This window comes from Agrobacterium sp. A3-95, assembly GCF_053521785.1.
In genome coordinates this window covers 105,573-128,890 of record NZ_JBNWDR010000006.1, presented here as the reverse complement: position 1 = coordinate 128,890, position 23,318 = coordinate 105,573, and the positions used below count along the sequence as shown (strand labels likewise).

The 23,318-nt window shown below is 57.9% G+C and carries 19 protein-coding genes; 8 read left to right on the top strand and 11 right to left on the bottom strand.

What is annotated here, in order from left to right; all coding sequences use genetic code 11:
- Window positions 1-48: 48 nt before the first annotated feature.
- The 3 genes from ACQZ5Y_RS16835 to ACQZ5Y_RS16825 are packed head-to-tail and all read right to left on the bottom strand — an operon-like array spanning window position 49 to window position 3,625.
- Window positions 49-2,028 carry an iron ABC transporter permease gene (locus ACQZ5Y_RS16835; protein ID WP_112523836.1) on the bottom strand — a complete coding sequence of 660 codons (1,980 nt, stop codon included), beginning with the start codon at window positions 2,026-2,028 and terminating at the stop codon, window positions 49-51.
- On the bottom strand, window positions 2,025-2,882 hold the full coding sequence (locus ACQZ5Y_RS16830; protein WP_112497349.1) for an ABC transporter ATP-binding protein: 858 nt from the start codon (window positions 2,880-2,882) through the stop codon (window positions 2,025-2,027). The genes ACQZ5Y_RS16835 and ACQZ5Y_RS16830 overlap by 4 nt, the downstream gene beginning before the upstream one ends.
- Window positions 2,879-3,625 carry an AraC family transcriptional regulator gene (locus tag ACQZ5Y_RS16825; protein ID WP_034502199.1) on the bottom strand — a complete coding sequence of 249 codons (747 nt, stop codon included), beginning with the start codon at window positions 3,623-3,625 and terminating at the stop codon, window positions 2,879-2,881. Before ACQZ5Y_RS16825 ends, ACQZ5Y_RS16830 begins: the two co-directional genes overlap by 4 nt.
- A gap of 285 nt (window positions 3,626-3,910) precedes the next feature.
- On the opposite strand from ACQZ5Y_RS16825, the gene ACQZ5Y_RS16820 reads away from it, so the two are divergent.
- The 3 genes from ACQZ5Y_RS16820 to fhuF are packed head-to-tail and all read left to right on the top strand — an operon-like array spanning window position 3,911 to window position 7,784.
- On the top strand, window positions 3,911-6,106 hold the full coding sequence (locus ACQZ5Y_RS16820) for a TonB-dependent siderophore receptor (protein WP_112523833.1): 2,196 nt from the start codon (window positions 3,911-3,913) through the stop codon (window positions 6,104-6,106).
- A 44-nt stretch (window positions 6,107-6,150) separates the two neighbouring features.
- Window positions 6,151-6,972 carry an iron-siderophore ABC transporter substrate-binding protein gene (locus ACQZ5Y_RS16815; protein WP_111790876.1) on the top strand — a complete coding sequence of 274 codons (822 nt, stop codon included), beginning with the start codon at window positions 6,151-6,153 and terminating at the stop codon, window positions 6,970-6,972.
- Window positions 6,973-6,986: 14 nt separating this feature from the next.
- A complete protein-coding gene (gene fhuF / locus ACQZ5Y_RS16810; protein WP_112523827.1) occupies window positions 6,987-7,784 on the top strand; it encodes a siderophore-iron reductase FhuF in 798 nt (265 codons plus the stop codon).
- Between the two features lie 11 nt (window positions 7,785-7,795).
- Here the strand turns inward: fhuF and ACQZ5Y_RS16805 are convergent, their stop codons facing one another.
- Complete coding sequence (locus tag ACQZ5Y_RS16805) at window positions 7,796-8,725, bottom strand: LysR substrate-binding domain-containing protein (RefSeq protein ID WP_112523825.1); 930 nt, start codon at window positions 8,723-8,725, stop codon at window positions 7,796-7,798.
- A 116-nt stretch (window positions 8,726-8,841) separates the two neighbouring features.
- Between ACQZ5Y_RS16805 and ACQZ5Y_RS16800 the strand changes: the two genes are divergently transcribed.
- Window positions 8,842-9,708 (top strand): aldo/keto reductase family oxidoreductase, encoded by an 867-nt coding sequence (locus ACQZ5Y_RS16800; RefSeq protein WP_112523821.1) that lies wholly within the window; start codon window positions 8,842-8,844, stop codon window positions 9,706-9,708.
- 116 nt (window positions 9,709-9,824) lie between these two features.
- On the opposite strand, the gene ACQZ5Y_RS16795 is transcribed toward ACQZ5Y_RS16800, so the two are convergent.
- On the bottom strand, window positions 9,825-10,727 hold the full coding sequence (locus ACQZ5Y_RS16795) for a LysR family transcriptional regulator (RefSeq protein ID WP_082546276.1): 903 nt from the start codon (window positions 10,725-10,727) through the stop codon (window positions 9,825-9,827).
- A gap of 91 nt (window positions 10,728-10,818) precedes the next feature.
- Between ACQZ5Y_RS16795 and ACQZ5Y_RS16790 the strand changes: the two genes are divergently transcribed.
- The gene (locus tag ACQZ5Y_RS16790) at window positions 10,819-11,835 is read left to right on the top strand and encodes an NADP-dependent oxidoreductase (RefSeq protein ID WP_112523818.1); all 1,017 of its coding nucleotides are present in this window, start codon (window positions 10,819-10,821) and stop codon (window positions 11,833-11,835) included.
- 395 nt (window positions 11,836-12,230) lie between these two features.
- On the opposite strand, the gene ACQZ5Y_RS16785 is transcribed toward ACQZ5Y_RS16790, so the two are convergent.
- Complete coding sequence (locus ACQZ5Y_RS16785; RefSeq protein WP_111790768.1) at window positions 12,231-13,244, bottom strand: LacI family DNA-binding transcriptional regulator; 1,014 nt, start codon at window positions 13,242-13,244, stop codon at window positions 12,231-12,233.
- 133 nt (window positions 13,245-13,377) lie between these two features.
- Between ACQZ5Y_RS16785 and ACQZ5Y_RS16780 the strand changes: the two genes are divergently transcribed.
- The 3 genes from ACQZ5Y_RS16780 (at window position 13,378) to ACQZ5Y_RS16770 (ending at window position 16,527) form a co-directional block, all read left to right on the top strand.
- Complete coding sequence (locus ACQZ5Y_RS16780; RefSeq protein ID WP_111795197.1) at window positions 13,378-14,301, top strand: sugar phosphate isomerase/epimerase family protein; 924 nt, start codon at window positions 13,378-13,380, stop codon at window positions 14,299-14,301.
- A gap of 20 nt (window positions 14,302-14,321) precedes the next feature.
- The gene (locus ACQZ5Y_RS16775; protein WP_026330871.1) at window positions 14,322-15,494 is read left to right on the top strand and encodes a Gfo/Idh/MocA family protein; all 1,173 of its coding nucleotides are present in this window, start codon (window positions 14,322-14,324) and stop codon (window positions 15,492-15,494) included.
- Window positions 15,495-15,627: 133 nt separating this feature from the next.
- Window positions 15,628-16,527, top strand: a complete 900-nt coding sequence (locus ACQZ5Y_RS16770; RefSeq protein ID WP_019565834.1) for a sugar phosphate isomerase/epimerase family protein — start codon at window positions 15,628-15,630, stop codon at window positions 16,525-16,527.
- A 283-nt stretch (window positions 16,528-16,810) separates the two neighbouring features.
- On the opposite strand, the gene ACQZ5Y_RS16765 is transcribed toward ACQZ5Y_RS16770, so the two are convergent.
- From ACQZ5Y_RS16765 to ACQZ5Y_RS16745, 5 genes are all read right to left on the bottom strand, one after another.
- Entirely contained in the window at window positions 16,811-17,041 is a 231-nt protein-coding gene (locus tag ACQZ5Y_RS16765) for a BrnA antitoxin family protein (protein ID WP_013637508.1), read from the bottom strand.
- Between the two features lie 295 nt (window positions 17,042-17,336).
- Window positions 17,337-19,094 (bottom strand): gamma-glutamyltransferase, encoded by a 1,758-nt coding sequence (ggt, locus tag ACQZ5Y_RS16760; protein WP_174051436.1) that lies wholly within the window; start codon window positions 19,092-19,094, stop codon window positions 17,337-17,339.
- Window positions 19,095-19,616: 522 nt separating this feature from the next.
- Complete coding sequence (locus ACQZ5Y_RS16755) at window positions 19,617-20,429, bottom strand: ATP-binding cassette domain-containing protein (RefSeq protein ID WP_419457032.1); 813 nt, start codon at window positions 20,427-20,429, stop codon at window positions 19,617-19,619.
- Between the two features lie 24 nt (window positions 20,430-20,453).
- Window positions 20,454-22,433 carry a Fe(3+)-hydroxamate ABC transporter permease FhuB gene (gene fhuB, locus ACQZ5Y_RS16750; protein WP_174051520.1) on the bottom strand — a complete coding sequence of 660 codons (1,980 nt, stop codon included), beginning with the start codon at window positions 22,431-22,433 and terminating at the stop codon, window positions 20,454-20,456.
- Window positions 22,430-23,317, bottom strand: coding sequence for an ABC transporter substrate-binding protein (locus ACQZ5Y_RS16745; RefSeq protein WP_336509986.1), 888 nt, complete (start codon window positions 23,315-23,317; stop codon window positions 22,430-22,432). Before ACQZ5Y_RS16745 ends, fhuB begins: the two co-directional genes overlap by 4 nt.
- Between the last annotated feature and the right edge of the window lies 1 nt (window position 23,318).

Genomic DNA, 23,318 nt, shown 5'->3' with positions numbered 1-23,318 from the left:
GAACACCTGCAAACAATCGTATCGGAGTTCTGCGCTACTTCGGTGCGATCAAGACAACCGTGACCTCAATCCGGAACGCAGCAGGATCATGAAGGCGGGTGCGCCGATAATAGCGGTGATGATGCCTGCCGGAAGGTCGAGCGGCGCGATAATGCTGCGACCGACGGTGTCGGCAAAAGCCAGCATCACTGCGCCCAGCATCATTGCGATAGGGAGATTTTTTGCGTGGCGTGCTCCGGTAATAAGTCGAGCCGCGTGCGGTGCGAGCAAGGCAACGAAACTGACGGCCCCGATGGAAGAAACGGCGATCGCCACCGCACAGGCGGCATAGACCATCGCGTATTTGCTCGCGGTTCCCGTCGCCAGGCCCAGTGAGCGGGCCTTTTCATCCCCAAGCAAAAAGGCGTCGAGATGGCGACTGAACAACAGGCCTATAGCCGACAATGCAAAAACCCACGGCATCAGCATGGAGGCGTCGGCGTAGCCGCGGGCGTGCGTCGAGCCGACGAGCCAAGAAAGTGCCTGAGCCGTTTGCAAGCGCGCCTCCACGACAATGATTGTTGCGGTCGCGCCCAGGCTTGCGGCGATTGCGACACCAGCCAGAACCAATTTTTCCGGAGAATTCTTCGGCGCCAGCAACCGGAGCAGCAAAAGCACGGTGATGGCCCCCAACAGAGCGACGGCCTGGAAAGTTGGCGTTGCTGGTGAAAGTCCCAGCAGGAGTGCGACGAGGCTAAACAACGCTGCTCCCTGTGTAAGGCCCAGCGTCTCTGGCCCGCAGAGCGGGTTGCGCGTCACCGCCTGAAGGACCGTGCCAGCAGCAGCGAGCAACGCGCCACAGCCGAGTGCGACAAGAAGGCGAGGCGCGCGCAGGTCGAGGTTTCCTGTCACCTCGGCAAGTGTCAATGATATTCCGTCGCCTGTCGCGAGACTTGCCGCCATCGTCAACAGGCCCAAAGCGACAAGGGCTCCAACGGCGAGGAGGAAAGGTGGGGGCGCGATGCCTATGGGCAAACCTATGCGGCGCTCCCCCCCGATCTTTGCCCTGCGCAGCAGGAATAGCATGACCGGTGCACCGAGGCACGCAATCGCAACGCCTGTAGGTATGGTCGTGCCATTGCGCGCCAAAGATTGCGTGGCGACATCTGCAAGGAGGAGGCTGTTTGCTCCCCAAACCGCTGAAAGCGGCAGGTGGCGGTGATGCCGGCTTATACCCAATGCGCGCAATACGTTCGGGACTGCAAGGCCGACGAAGCCGATGGGCCCTGCAAGGGTTACGGCGCAGCCGCAAAGAAGAACGCCGATGAGCAGACCGAAAAGCGTGACGGCCCGTGTTACCCCCAGACTAGCCGAAGCCTTGTCGCCCAGTCCCAGCAAGTCGAGGGCGCGCGCCATCACGATGAGCGCCACGAAGGACAGGAGCACCAACGGGGTTGCTGTTGCGGTTCTGGACCATCCGGTCTGGTCCAGAATGCCGGACGACCAGAGTAACAGACCGGACGCCCGTTCGTCAGCAATAAGCACGATTGCCGATGACACCGCGGAAAAACAAAGCGACACGGCGACACCGGAAAGAGCCAGCCGGCCCGGCGGGGCTTGAAAGCCGCCGGCCAGTGCAAGGCACGCGGCCGCGCCAGCAAGGCCGCCCGCGCTCGTCACTACGATGGGCGGCAGAGACAAGGGAAGCAGCAAGGTCGATACGACGAGGAACAGCTGCGCGCCACTGGTTACGGACAGTATATCCGGAGCCGCCAAAGGGTTCCTCAAGACGGTCTGAAGAACCGAACCTGCTAGTGCAAGCGCGGCGCCAGTTGATATCGCTGCGACCAGACGGGGCGCCCGAGTTGTTTCCAAAATTGCCTGCGCTATCGTCTCAGGGCCTGTCGGAAAAAGAAACACATCCCTCCAGCCGACCAGCCTGCTTCCCACTCTCAATTCCAGCGCTGCCAGGACCAGCAGAAGGACCACGCCGACGGACCAGACAAGGGCTGGAGCAAATCGACGAAGGGGGAGGCAAGACAAATTCATATTTGAGCCAAGGCCTGACGGCTTTGCCGGTTGCCGGCGCCGATCCAGTCGACCATGCAGTAGGTTCGCCCGCTTCCATCTGGATGTGGCACGAGATCGACGTGGCACTCAAAGGCTTGCCGCAACAGGTCAGTCCGCAGCACCTGATGCGTCGGCCCAGCCGCAAGAACCTGACCCTTTTGCATCAGGACGACGTCATTGGAGATATCCATGACTTGATTGAGGTCATGAAGCACCGCGATGATCGTAAGACCTTCCTCTGTGTTGAGTTTGCGCAGGAGGGTCAGCAATTCGGCCTGGTGTCTGATGTCGAGAAAGCTCGTGGGCTCATCAAGAAAAAGGATGCGCGGCTCCTGCGCCAAAGCCATCGCCAACCAAGCTCGCTGCCTTTCACCGCCGGACAGGGTCGTGAGTTGCCTCGCACGCAAATTTTGAAGGCCGACGCGAAAAATGGCGCTTTCGATAATCCTGCGGTCCCGTGTCGACAGTCGACCAAGCCAGGGACGGTGAGGATAACGGCCTTGTTCAACGAGTTCTTCGACGCTCAGGCCGGTGGGAACCTCTGGTGTCTGGCTCAGGACGGCAACCTGGCGGGCGACGGTGCGTCGTGACAACGCGTTGAGCGGCTGCCCGGACAAGCGGATTTCGCCTTCCGTCGGGTATTCGAGTCCGGCGAGGCATTTGAGAAGCGTGCTTTTACCGGAGCCGTTCGCGCCGCATATGACGGTAATCCGGCCTTCAAGCGCAACGGCATCGACCTTTCGGAGCGCTTGAGCCTGATCATAGACGACGCTGAGACCAAACGCCTGAGCCGCGATGGCCTGCGTCCTCTGTTTGCTCGGCGGCCTGTTCATCCTGCCACCTCACGCATGGCCTTGCGAAGAGAGGACAAGCTGCGATAACCGACGTCCGCCGCTGCCTCCTCCAGGCGCGCTCCCTCGGCCTGGCGGCGCATGACATGCGCCATGCGCAAGCGACGCCGCCATTCGGCGAAACTCATGCCGGTCTGAATTCGGAATTTCCGGGTCATGGTGCGCCTGCTCATGCCGAGATTGTCTGCCCAGCGATCTATATCGAGATCGAGCGACGGTGTTTCAGAAAGATCCCGACACAGCCGTTGCAATCGCTTGTCACTTGGCATTGGAAGCGCAAACGGGCCTTCCTGCGCATTTGCGATCTCCTCGAGCATCAGTGCCGCGAGATGTCCGCCGCGGCCATTTTCGTCATAAAGGGTCGGTTCGTTCAAAAACGCCCCAACCGTTGCCGAAAGGAGTGTGGAGGTTGAGATGACACGCGTCGGCTCCCATGGCATGGCGACGCCTGGATCCGGTTCGATGTAGACCGACTGCATGGAGACCCGCCCGTGTGAATGAACGGCGTGCGGTATCTCCGGGGTAATCAGCAAACCGTAACCACAGGGGATGATAAATGAGGTGTCGGGGGTACGGGCGGTCATGAATCCGTCGATGATCTGTAACAATTGGCCTCGGCGATGGCTGTGCCAGCCAAAATCGACGCTTTGCTCGTAGGTCCGTGCCATGGCAGCGACGGGCCGCGGCACATTTTGAAGGTCGGCTGCCCTTTGCGGCTGTTTCATCATGGTTCCAGGCGATGGGATTTCTCATAGCAGTCTCACGACCGCATCCAACGCAGAGAGCCATAATCGCGCAGCGTCTATATTTCAAAAGGAAAGATTGGCCCGACAAAACAGAAAACTACGATTTGGCCAGATAAGGCCACTAAATGGCCCGGAAAAGCTCGATTTTGACCTGACAATGCTGATAAAAAAAGTCTAGTTAAGCGGCCAAGCGTGCGGGATTTGGCAAACACTGCGGACAGTCCGGGGTACCCTTCGCGCAGTATTCCTATCACAGGTCCTCGAATGCAGAACACCGTCCTTCGCCTTCGCACATCAACCTGCCACGTCACCAGACAGCGGCTCCTGTTTTTCGTGTCGGGCGTTGCGTTGAGCGCGCTCGTCCTCCAGAAGGATACGGCTGAGGCACAAGAGACAAATGCTTCCACCGTGCTTCAGCCGATCGTTGTCCAGGGGACAGCGGCGACAAAAGGGGCCCGTGTCGAACAACGTGGCTACGTAGCAACGCAGTCGGCTTCAGCCACCAAGATCACGACGGCGATAGCCGAGACACCGCAATCTGTCTCCGTCGTGACCCGCGGCGCCATGACCGATCGAGCCGTACAGACGGTGGCGGACAGCTTGCTCTATAGCGCGAATGTCAACGGCCAACGCTACGGAAACGATCCCCGTTCCGATTACTTCAGCATTCGCGGCTTTGGCGCCGATCTTTATCTCGACGGCTTGCGCGTGCCACAGATTGCAAACCAGACAGGCGGCTATGCTGGCTTTCGCGTGGAGCCTTACTTCCTTAATCGGGTGGAAGTGCTGCGCGGACCAAGTTCCGCGCTTTTCGGCCAAACGAATGTCGGCGGCGTTGTCAACATGATCAGCAAGGATCCATCAGAGACAGCTGGCGGAGAAGTCTACACCCGTTTCGGAAGTTACAAACAGAAGGAAGCGGGGTTTGACGTAACCGGCCCTCTCGGTGCGGATTCCGATCTCACCTATCGCTTGGAAGGCATTATCCGCGACAGCGAAACAATGAACGATTTCGGAAAAAACGACCGTTTCGCCATAAGCCCGACGGTCAGGTGGTCGCCGGATGAAGATACCAGTCTCACGGTATATGGCGCTTACATGAAGGATGACGCTGGCCAGGTGCCCTCGCTTATTCCTGCCGTCGGGAGCATCTATCCCAATCGTCTCGGTTTAACGATACCGCGCAGCTTTTCGGACGGAGATCCCTCGCTGGCGATCTACGACAAGGAAACGGCCTATATCGGATATCGGCTGGAACACGCATTTAACGACGATCTCGTTCTGCGCCAGAATTTCCGGTACTCGTACCTGGACGTCAATTATCAAAACCTTTTCGGCAATGGTCTTTCCGCTAACCAGCGCACGCTTTCACGCCTCGTCTACAATGCGCAGCCAACGCTCAACGCCGTGGCGTTGGACACCAATCTTGAGTACAGGTTCGACAGTGGGCCAATCAGCCATACGCTTCTCGGCGGTATCGATGTGCAGTGGCAAAACCTCGTCAACAGGACAGGATCACGCAGTGGCCCCACTCTCGACCTGTTCAACCCGGGTTACGGCATTGGCGTACAGCCGGCAGCACTGACGACACACCTTGATCAGACACAGCGTCAGGTTGGTTTTTATCTGCAGGATCAAATGGAACTCGGCGGCCTTCGTCTGACCGTTGGCGGTCGCCAAGACTATGTCAGTAACGACTCCGACAGCACCGCTCTTGCCAGCGGTCTTACCACCCGATACCGGCAGGACGATTCAGCTTTCACGGGCAGGGTTGGTGCCGCTTATGTCTTCGATAACGGCCTTGTACCCTACGCGCTATATTCAACGTCCTTCTCCCCGGTGCTGACATTGACGCCAACGCCGCTGAAGCCAACCAAAGGCGAGTTGAAGGAAGTCGGTGTGAAATTCGCGCCACAGGGGGACGATTTCAGCCTGACCCTGTCCGGGTTCGAGGCAACGCAACAGAATGTCGTCAATCGTGTTGCAAGCGTTTATTACCAGACTGACGAAGTGCGCGTTCGTGGGATCGAACTGGAGGCCAACGCCACGCTTTGGGACAGCCTCAACCTTACTGCGGCGGCGAGTTGGCAGGATCCTGTGGTAACCGAGAGCCAGACGCCAGCCCAGATCGGGAAGATGCCGTATACCGTTCCAAAGCAGCAGCAATCGCTGTTCGTGAGCTATGATCTGCCGATGCCAGATAGCTGGAACGGCAAATTGACGCTTGGTGCAGGTGTCCGTCGCATCGGCAAGACTGCCGGGGATACGGCGAACTCATTCTTCGTTCCTGGTTATACGCTGGTGGATGCATTTGCCCGTTACGAACATGATCGCTACTCGTTCCAGCTTAACGGGTACAATCTCGGCGACAAGACCTACGTCGCCGGTTGCAACACCCCCACGCAGTGCTATTACGGGCAGGGTTTGACCGTTGTCGGAACAGTGAGCGTGAAGTGGTAGCTGGTATTCGCAGACGATCGTTCTTGAGCGGCGCGGTGGCTTTAATGGCTGCGCCAGTGGCACTCGCCGCCTCAGGATCTTCACGCCTGGTCACGCTCGATTGGACTGCCACCGAGATTGCCCTTTGCCTTGGAATATCGCCCGTTGGGTGCACGGAAATCTCCGGCTACAGAACATGGGTCAATGTCGCAAATGAAGGCCTTTCGGACGCCGTTGACGTTGGACGACGACAGCAGCCAAGCCTGGAAGCGATCCGCAAATTGCAACCTGACCTCATCTTGACGTCTCGCTACCGGCACGCGTCCATCGCCCGTGCGCTCGGTAAGATCGCTCCGGTTCACCTGATCGACGATCAGGAAAACGACGGTGACATGTTGGTAAGCGTCTATCAGAGCGCCCGTCAGGCGGGCGCAGCACTTTCCCGATCGGATGATGTCGAAAGGCTCCTCGCACGTTTCGATGATGATATCGAAAACCTGAAATTGCGCGATGCCTGGCAGGCAGGCCGCAAGCTGGTTGTCGCGCAACCATTACCTGGCGTTCCGCGGTTACGGGTCTTTGCACCCAACGCCGCAATTTCGAGCCTTCTCAGGAAAATCGGTTTTGCCGATGGCATTGAAATGCCGGCGCAATCCTTCGGCTTTACGACAATCGATCTGGAAGGACTTGCGTCTCTCGATAGCGACAGCACCTTGTTCATCCTTGGCGAGTCCGTTCCGGCTGATCTTCTCCACGCTTCGCTCTGGCCTATGCTGCCTGTCGTTGCGCAAGGAAATGTCCGTTTGACTGGCACACCCTCCTGGCCGTTCGGTTCCACGGCCTCGTTGCAGCATCTGGCTCGCCAGATTGTCTCCCGGTTCGTTTAGGCGGGCGGGAGCGTATGCGAAGGTCAGAGGTTCTTGGCGAATTGCTGCGGCAACCGGCACACTCGCAGTGGAGAGATTTCTTCCGGCGCAGGCGGCGTACCGACCTGACCTTCATTGAATTGCTGGAGCACGATAATCTCTTAGTGATACTCGGCAATTACGGTCGCCGACATGGGCCGAGCGCGCCCCTGGCCGCCGTTGCTGGCGAGTGGTCGAAGCGGTACTTCGCCAAGGTAATGAGACCGATTGCTACAGCTGCGATGCTGCTGGATTGGCGCATGCCTCTTACACCGGCAGACTTGAGCATTGACATCAGCGAAGAAGGGGAGATCGTCTCGCTTGGCCTGTCTGGTTTTGGTCGCCCGGTTCAAGCGAAATCAGCACAAGACCGTTTCGACTTTTTGTTCAGTGGCAATATCGAGGGAGTTATCCGAACTGTTTCGGATGTGAGCGGACTGTCTCGCAATGTCCTTTGGTCAAACGCGGGCAACATGTTCGAAGCCATCGCGCGCAGTTACGCCATGGAAAATCATTGCCCCGATGCGGGCGTGGCCGATGCGCTGGAACTGCTTGAATCGCCTCACATGGCAGATGGCTCACGTAATCCGCTTTTCAGACCCATCCTCTACCGTCAATACGAGGGCAAGCCAAAGCGTCTCCGCCGCATCTGTTGCATCCGATATCTGATTAACGGACTGGATTACTGCAAGACGTGCCCATGTCTGAATAGTCGCTCTAGTCCGATGCATGATGCGTGTTATCGCGATATGCACGATGGATCGACCAATGCCGGCGGCAAGAAACAGAGCTAATGACTTTGAATTCACGGGCCGGGCTGCAAGGATTTCGCTGCATCTTTATGCGATTGTCTCACGAAATCGATAAATGCGCGCAAAGGCGCGGGCACAAGCCGCCGTCCGGAATAATAGAGGAACGGGCCGGAAAACCACAGCCACCACTCTTCCATCACCGGTACCAGATCTCCTCTATCGAAGTGTGGCCTTAGCCAGTCTTCAAAAATATAAATGATGCCAGAACCGGCAATGGCTGCGTCGATACCAAGATCGGTGCCGCCGCCGAACTGAACAACGAGGCTACCTTTAGGATTTATGGCGATTTCTTCCCCATCGCGTTCGAATTCCCAGGAGGGAAGCGCGCGCCCCGAAAACCGGCCTAAAATACAATCATGCGAAAGCAGGTCTTGTGGATGTTGCGGTTTGCATCTTCTTGCAAGGTAACCCGGCGATGCGGCAAGGGCGTAGCGCTGCTGGCGCGGTCCGATCGGCAAAGCCACCATATCCTGCTCGAGCCGTTCGTCATAACGGATGCCTGCGTCGCAGCCGCTCTTTATGATGTCGACGAAATTCTCATCGGTCACGATTTCCAGCCTTATTTCCGGGTAGGCCTTTAGGAACGGCGGCACGATCGGAGGCAGAACCAGCCTCGCAGCACTCATCGGAACATTGAGTCTGAGATCCCCCGAGGTGCGGCCGCGGCTGCTTTTCACCTCGTCGAGTGCCGATGCCACCTCTGCGAATGCGGGTCCGGTGCGCTCTAGCAAGAGACGTCCTGCATCCGTCAGGAGCACGCTGCGGGTTGTGCGATTGAATAGTCGTACCCCAAGGTCTTCTTCGAGACGCTTCACCGCATCGCTCAACGCCGAGGAGCTGACGCCACTTTCGCGCGCGGCCTGCCGAAAACCTTTGGATTTGGCCACCAGTAAAAACGCATTCAGATCCGTTAAATCCGCCACCCTGCTCTCCAAACGTAAAAGCAATTGTCCGCCTTCACGGACAACCTGTCCGGATTATAGCTTCTTGTAGCGTATATGCTACCTGTCTATTTTGGAGGAACACAAGGAGATGGACCATGAGCACTATTGCAACTTCAGGAACCTTCACGCTTGGCGATCATACGGTGCGCCGGCTGGGCTATGGCGCGATGCAGCTTGCAGGCAAGGGCGTTTTCGGGCCTCCGAGCGATCGTCCGGAGGCCATAGCAGTCCTGCGCGAGGCGGTGGAAAGCGGCGTCAACCACATCGACACCAGCGATTTCTATGGCCCGCATGTTACAAACGAGATAATCCGCGAAGCTTTGCATCCCTATGACAACGACCTTGTGATCGTCACCAAGGTCGGCGCAGGCAGGGGCGCGGACGCTTCTTGGTATCCTGCGTTCGCGCGCGCGGAGCTGACACAGGCCGTTCATGACAACCTCCGCAATCTCGGAGTGGATGTGCTCGATGTGGTCAATCTGCGCGCTATGTTCGACGTGCACGGCCCCGCGGAAGGCTCATTGGACGAGCCTCTTGAAGTTCTGGCGGGTTTAAAGCAACAAGGACTGATCCGGCATATCGGACTGTCTAACGTCACGGCGAAGCAAATCGAGGACGCCGGAAAGATCACCGACATCGCTTGCGTGCAGAACCAGTACAATCTTGCGCATCGGCAGGACGAAACCTTAATCGACACACTCGCCTCCCGAGGGGTTGCCTATGTGCCGTTCTTTCCTCTTGGCGGCTTCTCGCCGCTGCAATCCTCTACCCTGTCTGACGTGGCCGCCCGGCTCAACGCCACGCCGATTCAGGTTGCGCTTGCCTGGCTTCTCCAGCGATCGCCGAACATTCTCCTGATCCCTGGCACATCGTCACGGGGACATCTGCGAGAAAACCTCGCCGCGGCCAGGATAGAGCTCCCCACGGAGGCACTGTTGGAGCTAGATAACATGGCTGCTTAATGCCGCTTGCAGAAATCTGGGGAATTTGTCGACGGGTTGTTATCTGTCCTCACGGCCGCTTTTGGCAAATGCTGCCTAGTCAGCGTCGCCCCAGAAGCAGACATTCGCTGCCATTGTCAGGACAGCTTCACTAAGGTGTCGAGGAAAGCGCGGACGGCCGGGTTTGACCGCCGGCTCTCGGGCCACAGCGCCGTGATGTTGTGCCTTTCCACCGCATAATCGGCCAGAACCGGAATAAGCGCTCCACGCCTCACCCAAGTGCTGGCCATGAAATTGGTTGCCATTCCGATTCCGGCACCTGCTGCGATCGTTGCCAGCACGGCTTCGCTCGCGTCAACGATAATGCTAGAGGTGGGCACAATCTCCACCTCCCTGTCCCCTACGTGGAAAGGCCAGCGGAACAGCTGGCCGCTACTCTGGTAGCGCAGGCTGACAGTCTCGTGCTCTTCCAATTGGTCTGGACTGGTCGGCGGGCTGCGCCCGGCCAGATATTCGGGCGAGGCATAACAGCATAGCCGATGTGGCAGAAGGCGGCGCGAAAGCAGGCGCGAATCTGCCACATCACCAATGCGGACCGCTACATCGTAGCCGCCTTCGATAAGATCAACCATGTGATCGCTCAAACGTAGATCTATATTGACCCTCGAGTGGAGACTGCGAAACTGCGGAAGCATCGGCGCTATTACGTGCAGGCCGATAGGCAACGATGCTGCAATCCGTAAAGTGCCAGCGGGCTCGGTGCGCGCTGCTTTTGCCGCCTGCTCTATATCTTCGGCGTCGTGCAGCAGCCTGAGCGCACGCTCATGAAGATCGCGCCCCTCGGTCGTCAGGGCCAGGGAACGTGTCGTACGCGCAAAGAGCGAAACGCCGAGCTGCTTTTCCAGCCGCTGAATGCTTTTGCTGACCGCCGAGGGTGAGATGGACAAGGAGCGGGCGGCGGCGGTGTAGCTTCCGAGCGAGCCGGCCCGAGCGAATGCGATCAACCCAGTCAGTCTATCAATTCCGATTTGTTCCTTCATGGCACTACTAAAGCGAATTATCTGATGATTATCAAGCGAAGGAGATGATCGTATCTTCAGTCATCAAAACGAATATTCAAGCGAGGCCGTGATGACTGATATGATGAAAGCTGTGCGATTGCACGAATTCGGTGGGCCAGATGTTCTTCGTTATGAAGAAGCGCCCCGGCCGGAAATCTCGGCGGACGACGTGCTTGTTCGCGTCCATGCCGCCAGCCTCAACCCGCCGGATCTCTATCTGCGCGATGGTTATCGGGCTCTCCCGCCGCAATGGCAGCCCAGCCCAAGTTTTCCGCTGATCCTTGGCACGGACGTTTCCGGCACGGTTGCGGCCGTTGGTGAAAACGTGTCGCAGTTCAAGGTCAACGACGAGGTCTATGCGATGGTCCGCTTCCCGCATGACCTCATGACGGGAAGCAGCGCCTATGCCGAATATGTTCGCGTTCCGGTATCGGAGTTGGCGTTGAAGCCCGCCGGGATCGACCACATCCAGGCTGCCGGTGCGCCCATGTCGCTTTTGACCGCTTGGCAATTTCTGGTCGATTTGGGACATGATTTGCCGAACCCATTCCAGACCTTCCAGCATGCCCCGGTTCCGCTCGACGGCAAGCTCGTGCTGGTGAACGGCGCCGGCGGCGGCGTTGGCCATCTTGCAGTCCAGATCGCGAAGTGGCAAGGCGCGAGGGTGATTGCCGTTGCTTCCGGCAAAAACGAGGCGCTTCTCTATGATCTCGGTGCCGATATTTTCATCGACTATACGAAGGCGGCTGCCGAAGCAGTGGTGAAGGATGCTGATCTGGTGCTTGACGCCGTCGGCGGCGCGAATATGGAACGCTTTCTCCCCAGCATTAAGCCGGACGGCGCCCTGTTTCTCGTCAACCCGCTGGGTTTTCAAGGCCATGACGAAGCCGCCCGGCGAAAGATCACCGTCTCAACGACACAGGTGCGTTCGAACGGTGCGCAATTGGCAGAGGCCGGTCGTCTGCTCGATGATCGCTCCATACGGGTGGTGATCGACAGCACCTATCCGCTGGCCGAGGCATCGACAGCGCATCGTCGTGCTTCAGAAAGTAGCATCCAGGGCAAGATCGTGCTGGTTGCCGCCTGATCACCACTTGACCAGTCAAGGCCCCGGTCGCCGAAGCTCGCAAACTCGCTGCCCAAGGGTTTTGCGGTCGAATCGACCGGCCAATCGCTGCAAGAACGCCAGTCTGGCGACCAGGCGTCTTTGTTGTTGGCGTTTTCGTATCTGGTCGTTGTCCTTGTGCTTACAGCACTTTATGGAAGTCGCTACGTTGATTTCAAATGGTCACGTCTTCACTTTCAATTAGTCATCAACATAGTTTCAAACGGTCATCGGCGAACGGTTTGATGGCTCAAGCTCAATCAAATCCTGAATTGCAACAACGGATCGCCTCTTCTGATCCCATCAAGAGGTCGTCGGCAAAGGCGGTGCGGCTCAGCTTATACCCAGCTTTATCAAGGAAAATCTGATACACCACACTAGGCATTCTCCGCGAGAAAGATCTGGATGTCCGTTGAGATAGAGACCGCTTCTCCAGGCATTCTACCGAGGAGCTTTGCGATGGTCTCAACTGCCAGGCGTGCTTCCAAAAGGGGTCTCTGGTCGATAACCGCGTTGATCTTTCTGGATTTTAGCAGCATCCGTCGATTGGGCGTGAGTTCGTGGGTGATGACCACCGTATTGTCGATTCGGCCAAGGCGTTGCAGAGCACTGACAATCGGCAAAGCACCCGCGGACAGATGATATATGCCTCGTAATCCCGGGTCATCCCGAAATGCAATCTCTACGACACGGCCTGCTTCCTCCTGATTTTCTCCGGTCTCCAGAACCACGGCCAGACTGCATTCAGGATAACGCTCGGTCATGATATCGCGAAATCCGGCTTCCCGTTCGCGATGGCCAGTGATATCGCGTGAGCCGGCAACCACGACGACGCGGCCGCCTTGCCGTCCGAGGAAAAGGCCCATCAGGTCGCCAGCCACCCGACCGGCCTGCCTGTCGTTTGGCCCCACATAGGCGGCACGCCCGCAATCTGTGAGGTCGGTCGCCAGAGTTACCACCGGGACATTGCGCGACAGGAATGCTACGGCTTCTCGAACCCTGATATCGTCAGGGCTGGTGATGACGAGGCCATCATAGGAGCGACAATCGCGGACGGCTGCGGCGATCGCCGCCGGCTTTCGTGGATCGATGTGATGGACGAAGAATTGCACGTTCAGTGTTGCGTACATTCGCGATGCAAGATCGATACCCTCGCGCAAAGACGCGTGAAACGGGTTGACTGGCGGTTGGATAAGGACCGCGACACGTAGCGCGCGTGAAGGGGTACGATCTAGGGCCCGGTCAATACCGAGCGCCCGTGCAGTGGCCAAAACGCGGTCTTCTTTGTCGGTACGCACGCCGCCACGGTTGTTGAGAACCCGATCCACCGTCGCGGTCGAGACCCCGGCTGCCTTTGCAACATCCGAAATGCTTATCTTGCGTGCAGTCATTTACCTCTCCGCCCGGTTTTCTGATTGAATCCCATCAAATTCCAACTTTGTAAATCGGAGATCTCCAGCTAAATCTCTGCGTCAGGGAGGGTCGCCCACCAAGTGAGCGACACCAGGGAAGGACCAGAATATTATGGGTATAACAGTCACCACAGCACCGTGCTGCTGGGGCGTCGATGACGTGCGCAATCCAAACCTACCGCCGTGGGAAATGGTATTCGATGAAGTCAAGGCGGCCGGATATGGGGGGGTGGAGCTTGGCCCCTATGGTTATGTTCCGCTGAACATCGACATGGTCTCTCAGGCTCTGACAAGTCGAGGGCTCTATATCGTCGCCGGAACGATCTTCAATGATCTTGTCGCTGAGGAAAACCGCGATAGCCTGCTGCACCAGACGGACGAGATTTGCGCTCTGATCACCCGTCTGCCGACGCCGCCGAAGACGCCGGGCCAGCGATTTCCTGCACCTTATCTGACGGTGATGGATTGGGGACACGACGAACGCGATTATGCGGCGGGTCATTCCGACAGGGCACCCCGGCTCGATGACGCGGCATGGAACGGCATGATGGATAATATCAGGGCGATATCCGCTCTTGCCCGCGAGAAATATGGCGTTCGCGCCACCATTCATCCGCATGCCGGCGGTTACATCGAATTCGAGGACGAGATTGCCCGTCTCGCCATTGACATACCCCAGGAGGTTGCCGGTTTCTGCCTCGACACTGGCCATACCTGGTACGCCGGCATGGACCCTGTCCAAACCCTGCGCAAATACGCCGACCGTCTCGACTACATCCACTTCAAGGATATCGACAGGGCCGTCTTCGGACGCGTGATGGGTGAGCACATTCGCTTCTTTGAAGCCTGCGCGCAGGGGGTCATGTGTCCCATTGGCAAGGGTTGTATCGATTATCCCGCCATTCGCGCCCTTCTTGATGAGCTTGGTTATGAAGGCTTTATCACCGTTGAGCAGGAGCGTGATCCGCGCAACGCGGGCGGTAGCCTCGCCGACGTAAAACTCAGCCGTGACTATCTCAAGTCGGCTGGCTTCTAACAATCCGGGACAGAAACGTCATGATTTACGGAACGCGTCAGACAAAACGACCTCTTCGCTGGGCTATGGTGGGTGGTGGTCGCGGCAGTCAGATCGGTTATATTCACCGCAGCGCCGCCCTGCGTGATCGCTACTTCGATCTGGTCGCTGGCGCCTTCGACCTCGATGCCGAGCGCGGCCGCGCCTTCGGTGTTGAACTGGGGCTCGAGCCTTCGCGATGCTACGCCGACTGGCGTGCGCTTTTCGCAGAGGAGGCAAAGCGTCCGGATGGGATCGAGGCAGTATCGATCGCAACGCCCAACAATACCCACTACGAGATCACCAAGGCTGCACTGGAAAGCGGGCTGCACGTTGTGTGTGAAAAGCCGCTGTGCTTCACGGTGGCCGAGGCCGAGGATCTTCAGCGTATCGCCGCAGAGCGCGGCCGTATTGTTGGCGTGACCTACGGCTATAGCGGCCACCAAGTCATCGAGCATGCCCGCGAGCTCGTTGCTGCCGGCGAGCTCGGGGAAATTCGTCTGGTCAACCTGCAATTCGCCCACGGGTTTCACAACGAGGCTGTCGAGCTTCAAAACCCGGCGACCCGCTGGCGCGTCGATCCGAAATTCGCAGGTCCAAGTTATGTGCTCGGCGATATCGGTACACATCCGCTTTATATTTCCGAGGTCATCCTGCCCGACCTCCGTATCAAACGGCTTCTGTGCACCCGGCAGAGCTTCGTCAAGACGCGTGCACCGCTCGAAGACAACGCCATGACCCTGATGGAATATGACAATGGCGCGTTTGGCACCGTCTGGTCGAGCGCCATCAATGCGGGTTCCATGCATGGACAAAAGGTGCGCGTCGTCGGATCAAAGGCTTCGATCGAATGGTGGGACGAGCAGCCAAACCAGCTACGATTTGAGGTTCAGGGCGAGCCGGTACGCATTCTTGAGCGTGGCATGGGCTACCTGCACGCAAAGGCACTTGCCGACGATCGTATCGGTGCAGGCCATCCCGAGGGTCTCTTCGAGGCCTGGGCTAACCTCTACGACCGCTTTGCTATCGCTATGGAGGCGCGCAACGAAAACGATGGCGAACGCCTTGGGAGCCTCCGGTTTCCGGGGATTGCTGCAGGGGTTGAGGGCGTTCGCTGGGTTGAGAACTGCGTTCGTTCTGCCGATCTCGGCGGGGTCTGGGTCGACTATCGGTAGCGCGATGGAGGGAGCAGCACCACTGGCGCAGCCCCATAAATGATTGCCACCCACGCGACGTGGTCCAGCAAGCGATGCTTGTCCGCATCGACGCTCCCGTGAAGGGGCGAATTTATATTATCAGGAGGTTTTGATGAAACACGCACTCGATCCGCACATGATCCGTCATTTATCTCTGGAGGAAATTTGCCGAAAGACCGCCGAGCTGGGATACGATTATGTTGAGCTCTCACCCCGTCCGGACTTTCTCTCCTGGTGGACGCGTCCGAAGGTTTATCCCGAGAGGGTAAAGAGCTTCAAGAAGGCCCTCAAGGACCATGGGGTGGGCCTGGCAACGCTGCAGCCAATGTACCGCTGGGCCAGCCCATACCAAGACGAGTGGGAAACGGCGATAGAGAACTGGAAGCGTGCCATCGAAATTGCGGCAGAGATGGAATGCCCGATGTTGGTCTCGGAGTTCGGGCGAGGGGGATCCCCGGATCGAAGCCTGAATGACCGCAGTGGGTTGCATCGTCCGGAGACGTGTGAGGGGCAGTTTTTCCGTGCGATGGATATCCTCGTGCCAATTCTGGAGCGCGAAGGGCTGATCCTCTCGCTCGAAGCGCATCCAGAGGACTGGATTGAGGAAATCGCCCCTGCCATCGATATCATCAAGACGATCAATTCAAAGGCTGTAAAGGCATCGTTCATCGCGCCCCATACCTTCTTCTACGGTCCCGACATGGTTGCTAACCTGCGAGCGACCGAGGGGCTTCTAGCACATGTGCGCCTCGCAGACACCTATGACCATAACAAGTCTTCGCAACTGCGCTACATTGTAAATCCGCCTGGAGCAAAGGTGCGCGTCCATCAACACACCGACTTCGGCCAAGGTGAGATCAACTGGGAAGTATTCTTCTCAACTCTTGCCGACATGAAATTCGACGGTGTGCTTTCAAATTGCGTTTTCGCTTGGGAGGACCGAGCCGAAGACAGTGCCCGTTTCATGCTTCGTGAGACACAGATGTATGTGAACAAATACTGGCCAAAGTAACTCCTCCTCAATCGCGGAGTGGTCGAAAAGGCCCTGCGATATGACCAGGCTTTTGTGGCTCGACCAGATCAACCGGCCTTTCGATGCTATCCCACAGTCGCGGGATAGTTCACTGGGCCACCTCTGGTACGAGCGCCTTCAACGCGGAGAAGGCCTTCTCGATTCGACAGAGGTCCGGGCTGACTGTGAATGGCGCATGATTGCGCCACGCTTGCCCAACGAGCCGCGAGGCCGAGAAGCGGCAGCTATTGACGGGGCATGGGGTCAGTACGTTTCAAGAGCTTTAATTGGACGCATTCATTGCGGCTCGCAAGGTATCGTTGATGCGCTCTTGCCAGCCCGGACCGTCGGCTTGAAAATGCGCGAGCACATCACTGTCGATTTTCAATGATACAAGCTCTTTGGTGTTAGGAATTGCAGGCCGTTCAACGGCTGGCGCTGCGACCTTCTTTGCCGGTTTGAACAGCGCCTCGGCTGCGTCTTTCGGATTGGACGGTCGTCGGGGTGTTGCCATGGTCATATATCCTCTTGTGTCGTGCGCTCGAACAGCGCAGCCTGTCAGTTTCTGTTTGCAGGCTGTATGTCAAACACAGCGGTGGTCGCAACCCACGTGTAGTGGTTAGCCGGAAGAACGTAATTGCTGCCGATAAACCGTCAGCCTCCCCCGCGCAATCTGGAAGAGATCGTGCACCGTTATCCAAACTTGAATTGGGAGGCCGCAGGTTCTTGTCAAGGTGTTAGCGCCCCTTGGCGAGATACACACCTTTCGTGTTGACCTATTCTCATGCCCTTTCCGCTGGCGGAGCGTTTCACTCCCCTGCCGCCACTCCCTCGCGTCGTGGATCCGCGCTGCCGATCAAACCTTCGGCGGTTATCTCAATGGCATGCAAACCGGAATTCATCTCGCCCGGTTTTACCTCGTAACCCAGCGCCTTCAGGGGCCCTGCCAGACCTTCCGCGCTTGTACCGGCCTCGATGTCGTAGGTGCCGAAGCGGTTGATGAGATGCGGCTGGGAGACGATCGCCTCTACAGGCATGCCCCAATCGATATAGGCGATCAGCGCCTGCGCTACATAGCCGATGATCTGGCTGCCGCCCGGCGAACCGACGGCGAGCAGCGGCTTGCCATCCTTCATCACGATCGTCGGCGCCATGGAGGAGCGCGGTCGTTTGCCTGGCTCAACGCGGTTGGCGATCGGCAGACCGCCATCATGGGTCTTGAAGGAAAAGTCCGTCAACTCATTATTGAGCAGGAAGCCGTTCGTCATCAGACGCGAGCCGAAGCCGCTTTCGATCGTTGTCGTCATCGAGACCACGTTGCCGTCCTTGTCGACGATGACAAAATGGCTTGTGGAGGGCAACTCGATCGCCGCATCCCGGCCGAAAAGCAGCGCGTGGTCCCATTCCGGCTCGCCGGCCTTGACGGCATCGTTGGTCAACGCCTTATCGCCGTCGAGCAGCTTTGCCCTCTCGCCCAAATAGGTCTTGTCCAACAAGCCCTTGATCGGCAGCGGCACGAAATCGGTGTCAGCGACGTAACGCTCGCGGTCGGCGAAGGCGAGACGCTGGGCGTCGCCGATAATGCGCCAACTGTCGACATTTTTTGGCCCAAGCGCCTTGAGATCAAAATTCTCCACCAGACCAAGCATCTGGCCGATGGCGATTCCGCCCGACGACGGCGGCCCCATGCCGCAAACGTCAAGAGCACGATAGGCAAAGCAGACCGGCTCGCGCTCGACGACCCGATAGTTGGAAAGATCGGCCAGCGACAGCACGCCGGGATTGTCGGCCGCCTCGCGCACAGTCTTGACAATCGCCTCGGCAATTCGCCCTTTGTAAAAGGCATCGGCGCCGCCTTTGGCGAGCGCCGCAAGCGTCTCGGCATAGGCCGGGTTCTTCAAAGGAACGCCGGCCCGCAGGGCGGCCCCGGAGGTGTCAAAGAAATAGGACCGGGGTTCTGTATATTTCTTCAACCGGTCTCCCTCGGACGCGATCAGGGAGGCAAGACGCGGTGACACCTTAAAGCCCTCTGTAGCCAGCGTTTCCGCCGGCTTCAGCAGGCTTGCCCATTCGGTCTTTCCATAGCGTTTGTGGGCTTCCTCCAGAAGTCGCACCGTTCCCGGCGTGCCAACAGAGCGGCCACCGACCACTCCGTCCATGAATTTTAGCGGTTGACCTTCGTCATCCAGGAATAGCTTCGGTGTGGCTTCCATCGGCGCCGTCTCGCGGCCGTCAAACGTCGTCAACTTGCCGCTTTTTGCGTCGTAATAGACGAGGAAGGCACCCCCACCGAGACCGGAACTCTGCGGTTCAACGAGGCCGAGCATGGCCTGCACCGCCACCATTGCATCGATGGCGTTACCGCCCCTGGCAATCACATCACGCCCTGCCTCAGTCGCCAGCGGATTGGCCGCCGCTACCATGAAGCTTTTTGCCTCGATGCGTTTGGCAGTCGCAATATCGGTCGCTTTTTCGGGCGCCACCGTGTCGGACGCCTGCTGCGCGGAGGCGACTGCGGTGGAAAGCATCAAGGCGAAAAATGCCTCACCGAGAAATTTCATTTTCATCAGCCAAATCCTCCAGCGACGTACAACTCGTTAATGTAGCAGGGCATTCAACTGAGCCAGCAGGCAGGCCGAACCTTTATCGACCACGGCACGGCCACTTTTAGAACTCTTCCTTCACTGCTGCAAAGCTTCGGCCTTCACCGGTATTTCAGCCCCGTCCGTTGGCTCGCTCCGCTTTTAAGCGTCTGTCTGGCGCGCCGCTCTTTTTCGGCACTATGGTGGCTGTCTCGCCGCATGTCCATCATGTCGAAGGGTCGACCTGTCGTTGGAAAACGGAAATCTGCTCATTTCCCATCCGACAAGCCTTTCGAGTTGGTATATTGCGGCGGACTTCTCTGCCTTCTTCAGGAAACCGGGAGGCAGGCTCGTATTATTTTTCCGACAGTATAGATGGGCAGTTTGGTGTTCATCCAAGCCACGAGCTGGAGGTAATGACATAGGACGAAACGCAAGGGCAGTAAATGCAGGCGCTGTTGTCTCCACGCATCTGCCTTAATAACGGCGTCGCCGGTTCTGATCCTTTCAACTGCGTGGATATGCCAGCGGCAGACCGCTATCAGGATGGCGCATAACGCCCATTCGGGTCTCGTAGATTGCTTGCAGTCGATCCGGGGCCACGATGTCCTCTGGTCCGCCACGTGCAATGAGTTTTCCACAATGAAGTGCCAGGATTTCGTCACAAAAGCGAGCCGCCATGTTCACGTCGTGGAGCACGACGATGGCCCCAAGTCCACGCTCGTCAACGAGCCGGCGAATAAGCGTGAGAATGTCGATCTGGTGGGCGATATCAAGGGCCGAGGTCGGCTCATCAAGGAGGAGACAATCGGGGTTTTGCGCAACGAGCATCGCGAGCCAGACGCGCTGCCGCTCCCCACCTGAAAGCGTGTCGATGAAGCGGGCGCGATAACGCGCAACGTCTGTCAGCCTCATCGCTTCCTCCACCCTCGTCTTGTCCTCGGGGCCAAACCGGCCAAGAGCGCCGTGCCATGGATATCGTCCGAGCGCGACTAGCTCACTGACAAGCATACCTGCAGTATCGGGCGCCTGCTGAGGCAAATAAGCCACCTTACGAGCGAACGGCCTGCTGCCCCATTCATGCAAGTCTTTTCCATCAAAGGAAATCTTGCCAGCACTGAGGGGATTTTGGCGGGCCAGGAGCTTGATCAATGTCGACTTGCCAGAGCCATTGTGCCCGATCAGGCCGATAATTCGCCGTGCTGGCAAACTTATTGTCAGTGGTTCGAGCAAAACCCGAGTTCCGACGGAGAAACTGGCCCGCTCCAACTCAAAAAAGGGTATCCTCGAGATGGTTCTCGTTCTGCTGTCTTCGGATATCTGAACCAAGGCTGTTACCTCATTTTAGAACCTGGGGCTTTGTCTGCCCCGCGAGCGGATCACCCACAGAAAGTATGGCCCCCCGATAAAGGCGGCGATAACGCCTGCGGGAATCTCATAGGGAAAGTCGGCAGCCCGTCCCAACCAGTCGGCTGAGATCATCAGCGTTGCGCCGACCGCGCTTGCCGTAAGAAGCGTCAGGATTTGGCCGCGTGCCCCGGCCGCTCGGGCGATGTGCGGTGCCATCATGCCGACGAAGCTTAACGGGCCAACAATTACGGTCGCAGCTCCCGTCAGGACGGCAATGAACAGCAAAAGCACGAGGCGGGATCGCGCCGGATTGAGTCCAAGAGAGCGTGCAGTGCTGTCCCCAAGCGCCAAGACCTCTAGCGGGCGGCGCAAGAGTGGCGAGATGGCCAGCCCGATCAAAACCAACGCTGCAGCGATGCTCGCGACGAAGCTGGTTGCACGAAAGGTAGGGCCCATGGTCCACGCCAGAATGTAACTTGCGCGCGGATCGCCACTGGCGACAATGAGCGAAATTATCGCAGTCGCGAGCGCACTGATGGCTATGCCAGACAGAAGAACAGGTCCAGGCGCATAGCTTTTCCCTTTTGCCACAAGCAGAATGATCGCAAACGCGGCGACTGCACCGGTTATGCCGCCGGCAAGCGGAAAAATAGGCGACGCCATTCCTCCGGCGAAGAAAGCTGCGATGATCCCCAGTCCGGCTCCGGCACTGATACCGAGCCCTTCCGGGCTCGCTATGGGATTACGCGTGATCGTTTGTGTGAGGGAACCCGCAATGGCCAACATTGCGCCGGCACTTGCCGAGGTCAGGACCCTTGGCCATCGACCGGCAAACAACACGGATGTTTCCAGCCCGCCAGCTATGAAGCTCTCAGTCAGCGAGAACAACGCGATAACGGCAGCAATGGCAAGAGAACCAGGCAGCAAAAAGCAGCCTGCCAGAGGGTTCTCTCTTTGGTTCAGGGCATTGCTGTTAAGCTGGTCAATGGAATGGGGTACATGTTTGATGAGCACCAACATCACTATGGCGCCGATGATTGCGGTGGCTGTACCCGTTGGCACCTCACCGACGACGGGCGCTCCAGCAAGCACGAGACTGTCAGCGAGCAGCAGGAGGCCGGCACCAAGCAGTCCTCCCCACAGCAGTCGTTGGCGGAGCGTTCGAGCGCCAACTATTCGGGCGAGGTTGGTGGCTGCAAGGCCGATGAACGCGATGACGCCGACGCGGGCTACAACAACAGCCGACAGTACGGTTGCGATAAACAGTACCACCGCGCGCAACCCGCCCGGAGACAGCCCGAGGCTGCGGGCATGGCTTTCATCAAGACCGATAACTGAAAGCGGTCGAAAGAACAGCAACAGCAGCGGTATCAGCACGATCATGCGCAAGGCCAATGCGGTCGCGTTGGAATAGTCATTCTGGATGAGTGAACCACTTCCCCAGATGAACACCCCTCGCAGATATTCGTGGTGAAACAAGGCTAGTATGACGGAGGCCGAGCCGGCGGAAAAGCTGATCACCATCCCACAGAGAAGGAGTGTCATCGGTGCGAAGTTTGAAGCTTTTCCCAGTCCCGCAACGAGTGTTACGGCGACGAGGCCGCCCACAAGCCCGGCTATCTCGCGCTCGCCTGCCGTAACTGCAACTGCAGAAAGGGAAAGAAGGGTGATCGCCAACTGAGCGCCAGAGAGTATCCCGAGCGTCGAGGGTTCTGCCAGAGGGTTTTTCAGGAGCTGCTGGAATATTACACCCGTGAAAGCAAGCGCACCACCAGCCAGAAGAGCGACGAGGAACCGTGGGACAATCGAGAAATAGACATAGATCTGGCCGAACGAAGCTGGATCCGGCTGCCATAAGGCCCTTGGAATGTCGGAGATCGCCACATAGTGACCAACGGCAAAGGCGTGGAGCGCGATCGCTGCCAGTGTGATGGTAAAGGCGAGGCGCGGTGGGGTGATGAAACGGTTTCTCATGCGATGCCGAGACTCTGCCGTAGGACTTCGGCAAACCGCATCGCTGATGGAAACGCGCCAAATACCCACGTGGGTGGAATCATCGATACACGACCATTCCGTACGGCCGGCAAGGCGTTCCATAGTGCGCTTTGCAAAAAAAGGCCCGGTGGACCCGGCTCGATGATGACCAGTCTTGCTTCAGGATAGCGCGCGATCGCCTCCAATCCCGCCGTTGCGAAGCCCCAGTTATTGGTCTTGCCATCCCATGCGTTGGCAATGCCGATCCGTTTCAGGACATCATCGAACAAGCCACCTGCGCCGTAGATATCGATAAGCCTGTCATCCGTAAACTTGATGATCAAAAGGGCGCGCCGGTCGTAGTCTTTTGCGTTGTGAGCTATCGCGTCCAGTCTCGAATAGGACAGTTCCAAATAGTCTGTCGCACGCTTTTCCCTGCCAATGCGACGTGCAATCTCCTTGAGGGCGTGTTCTGCGGCAAGCAATGGTTGCCGGGCGGGGCCGTAAAGCGGCAGCGCAAGGGTGGGAGCAATCGCGCCGAGACGTTCAGCAGAGATACCATATCCGGCTTGAGACACGATCAGCTCGGGTTTCAGGGCTCTTAGCAGTTCAACGTTTGGCCATGATCTCAGGCCAAGGTCGATCGTGTCTGTCGAAAGTGCAGGTGTTACAACGCGGTCACCGTAAAGAGGGGCTTCGGCAACAGCAAATGGCTTGTAGTCCAGAGCGAGAAGGCTTTCTGCCCAGCCCCAGTCCAACACGGCGAGCCGATGCGTTTCCGTGCTTGCTGTTGCCACTGCTGGCAGGAAAACGGAAGCCAACCCGGCGGTGAATTGCCGCCGCGTCAGCCTGTAATCACGATTTGGGTAACGAGCGTCAGACACA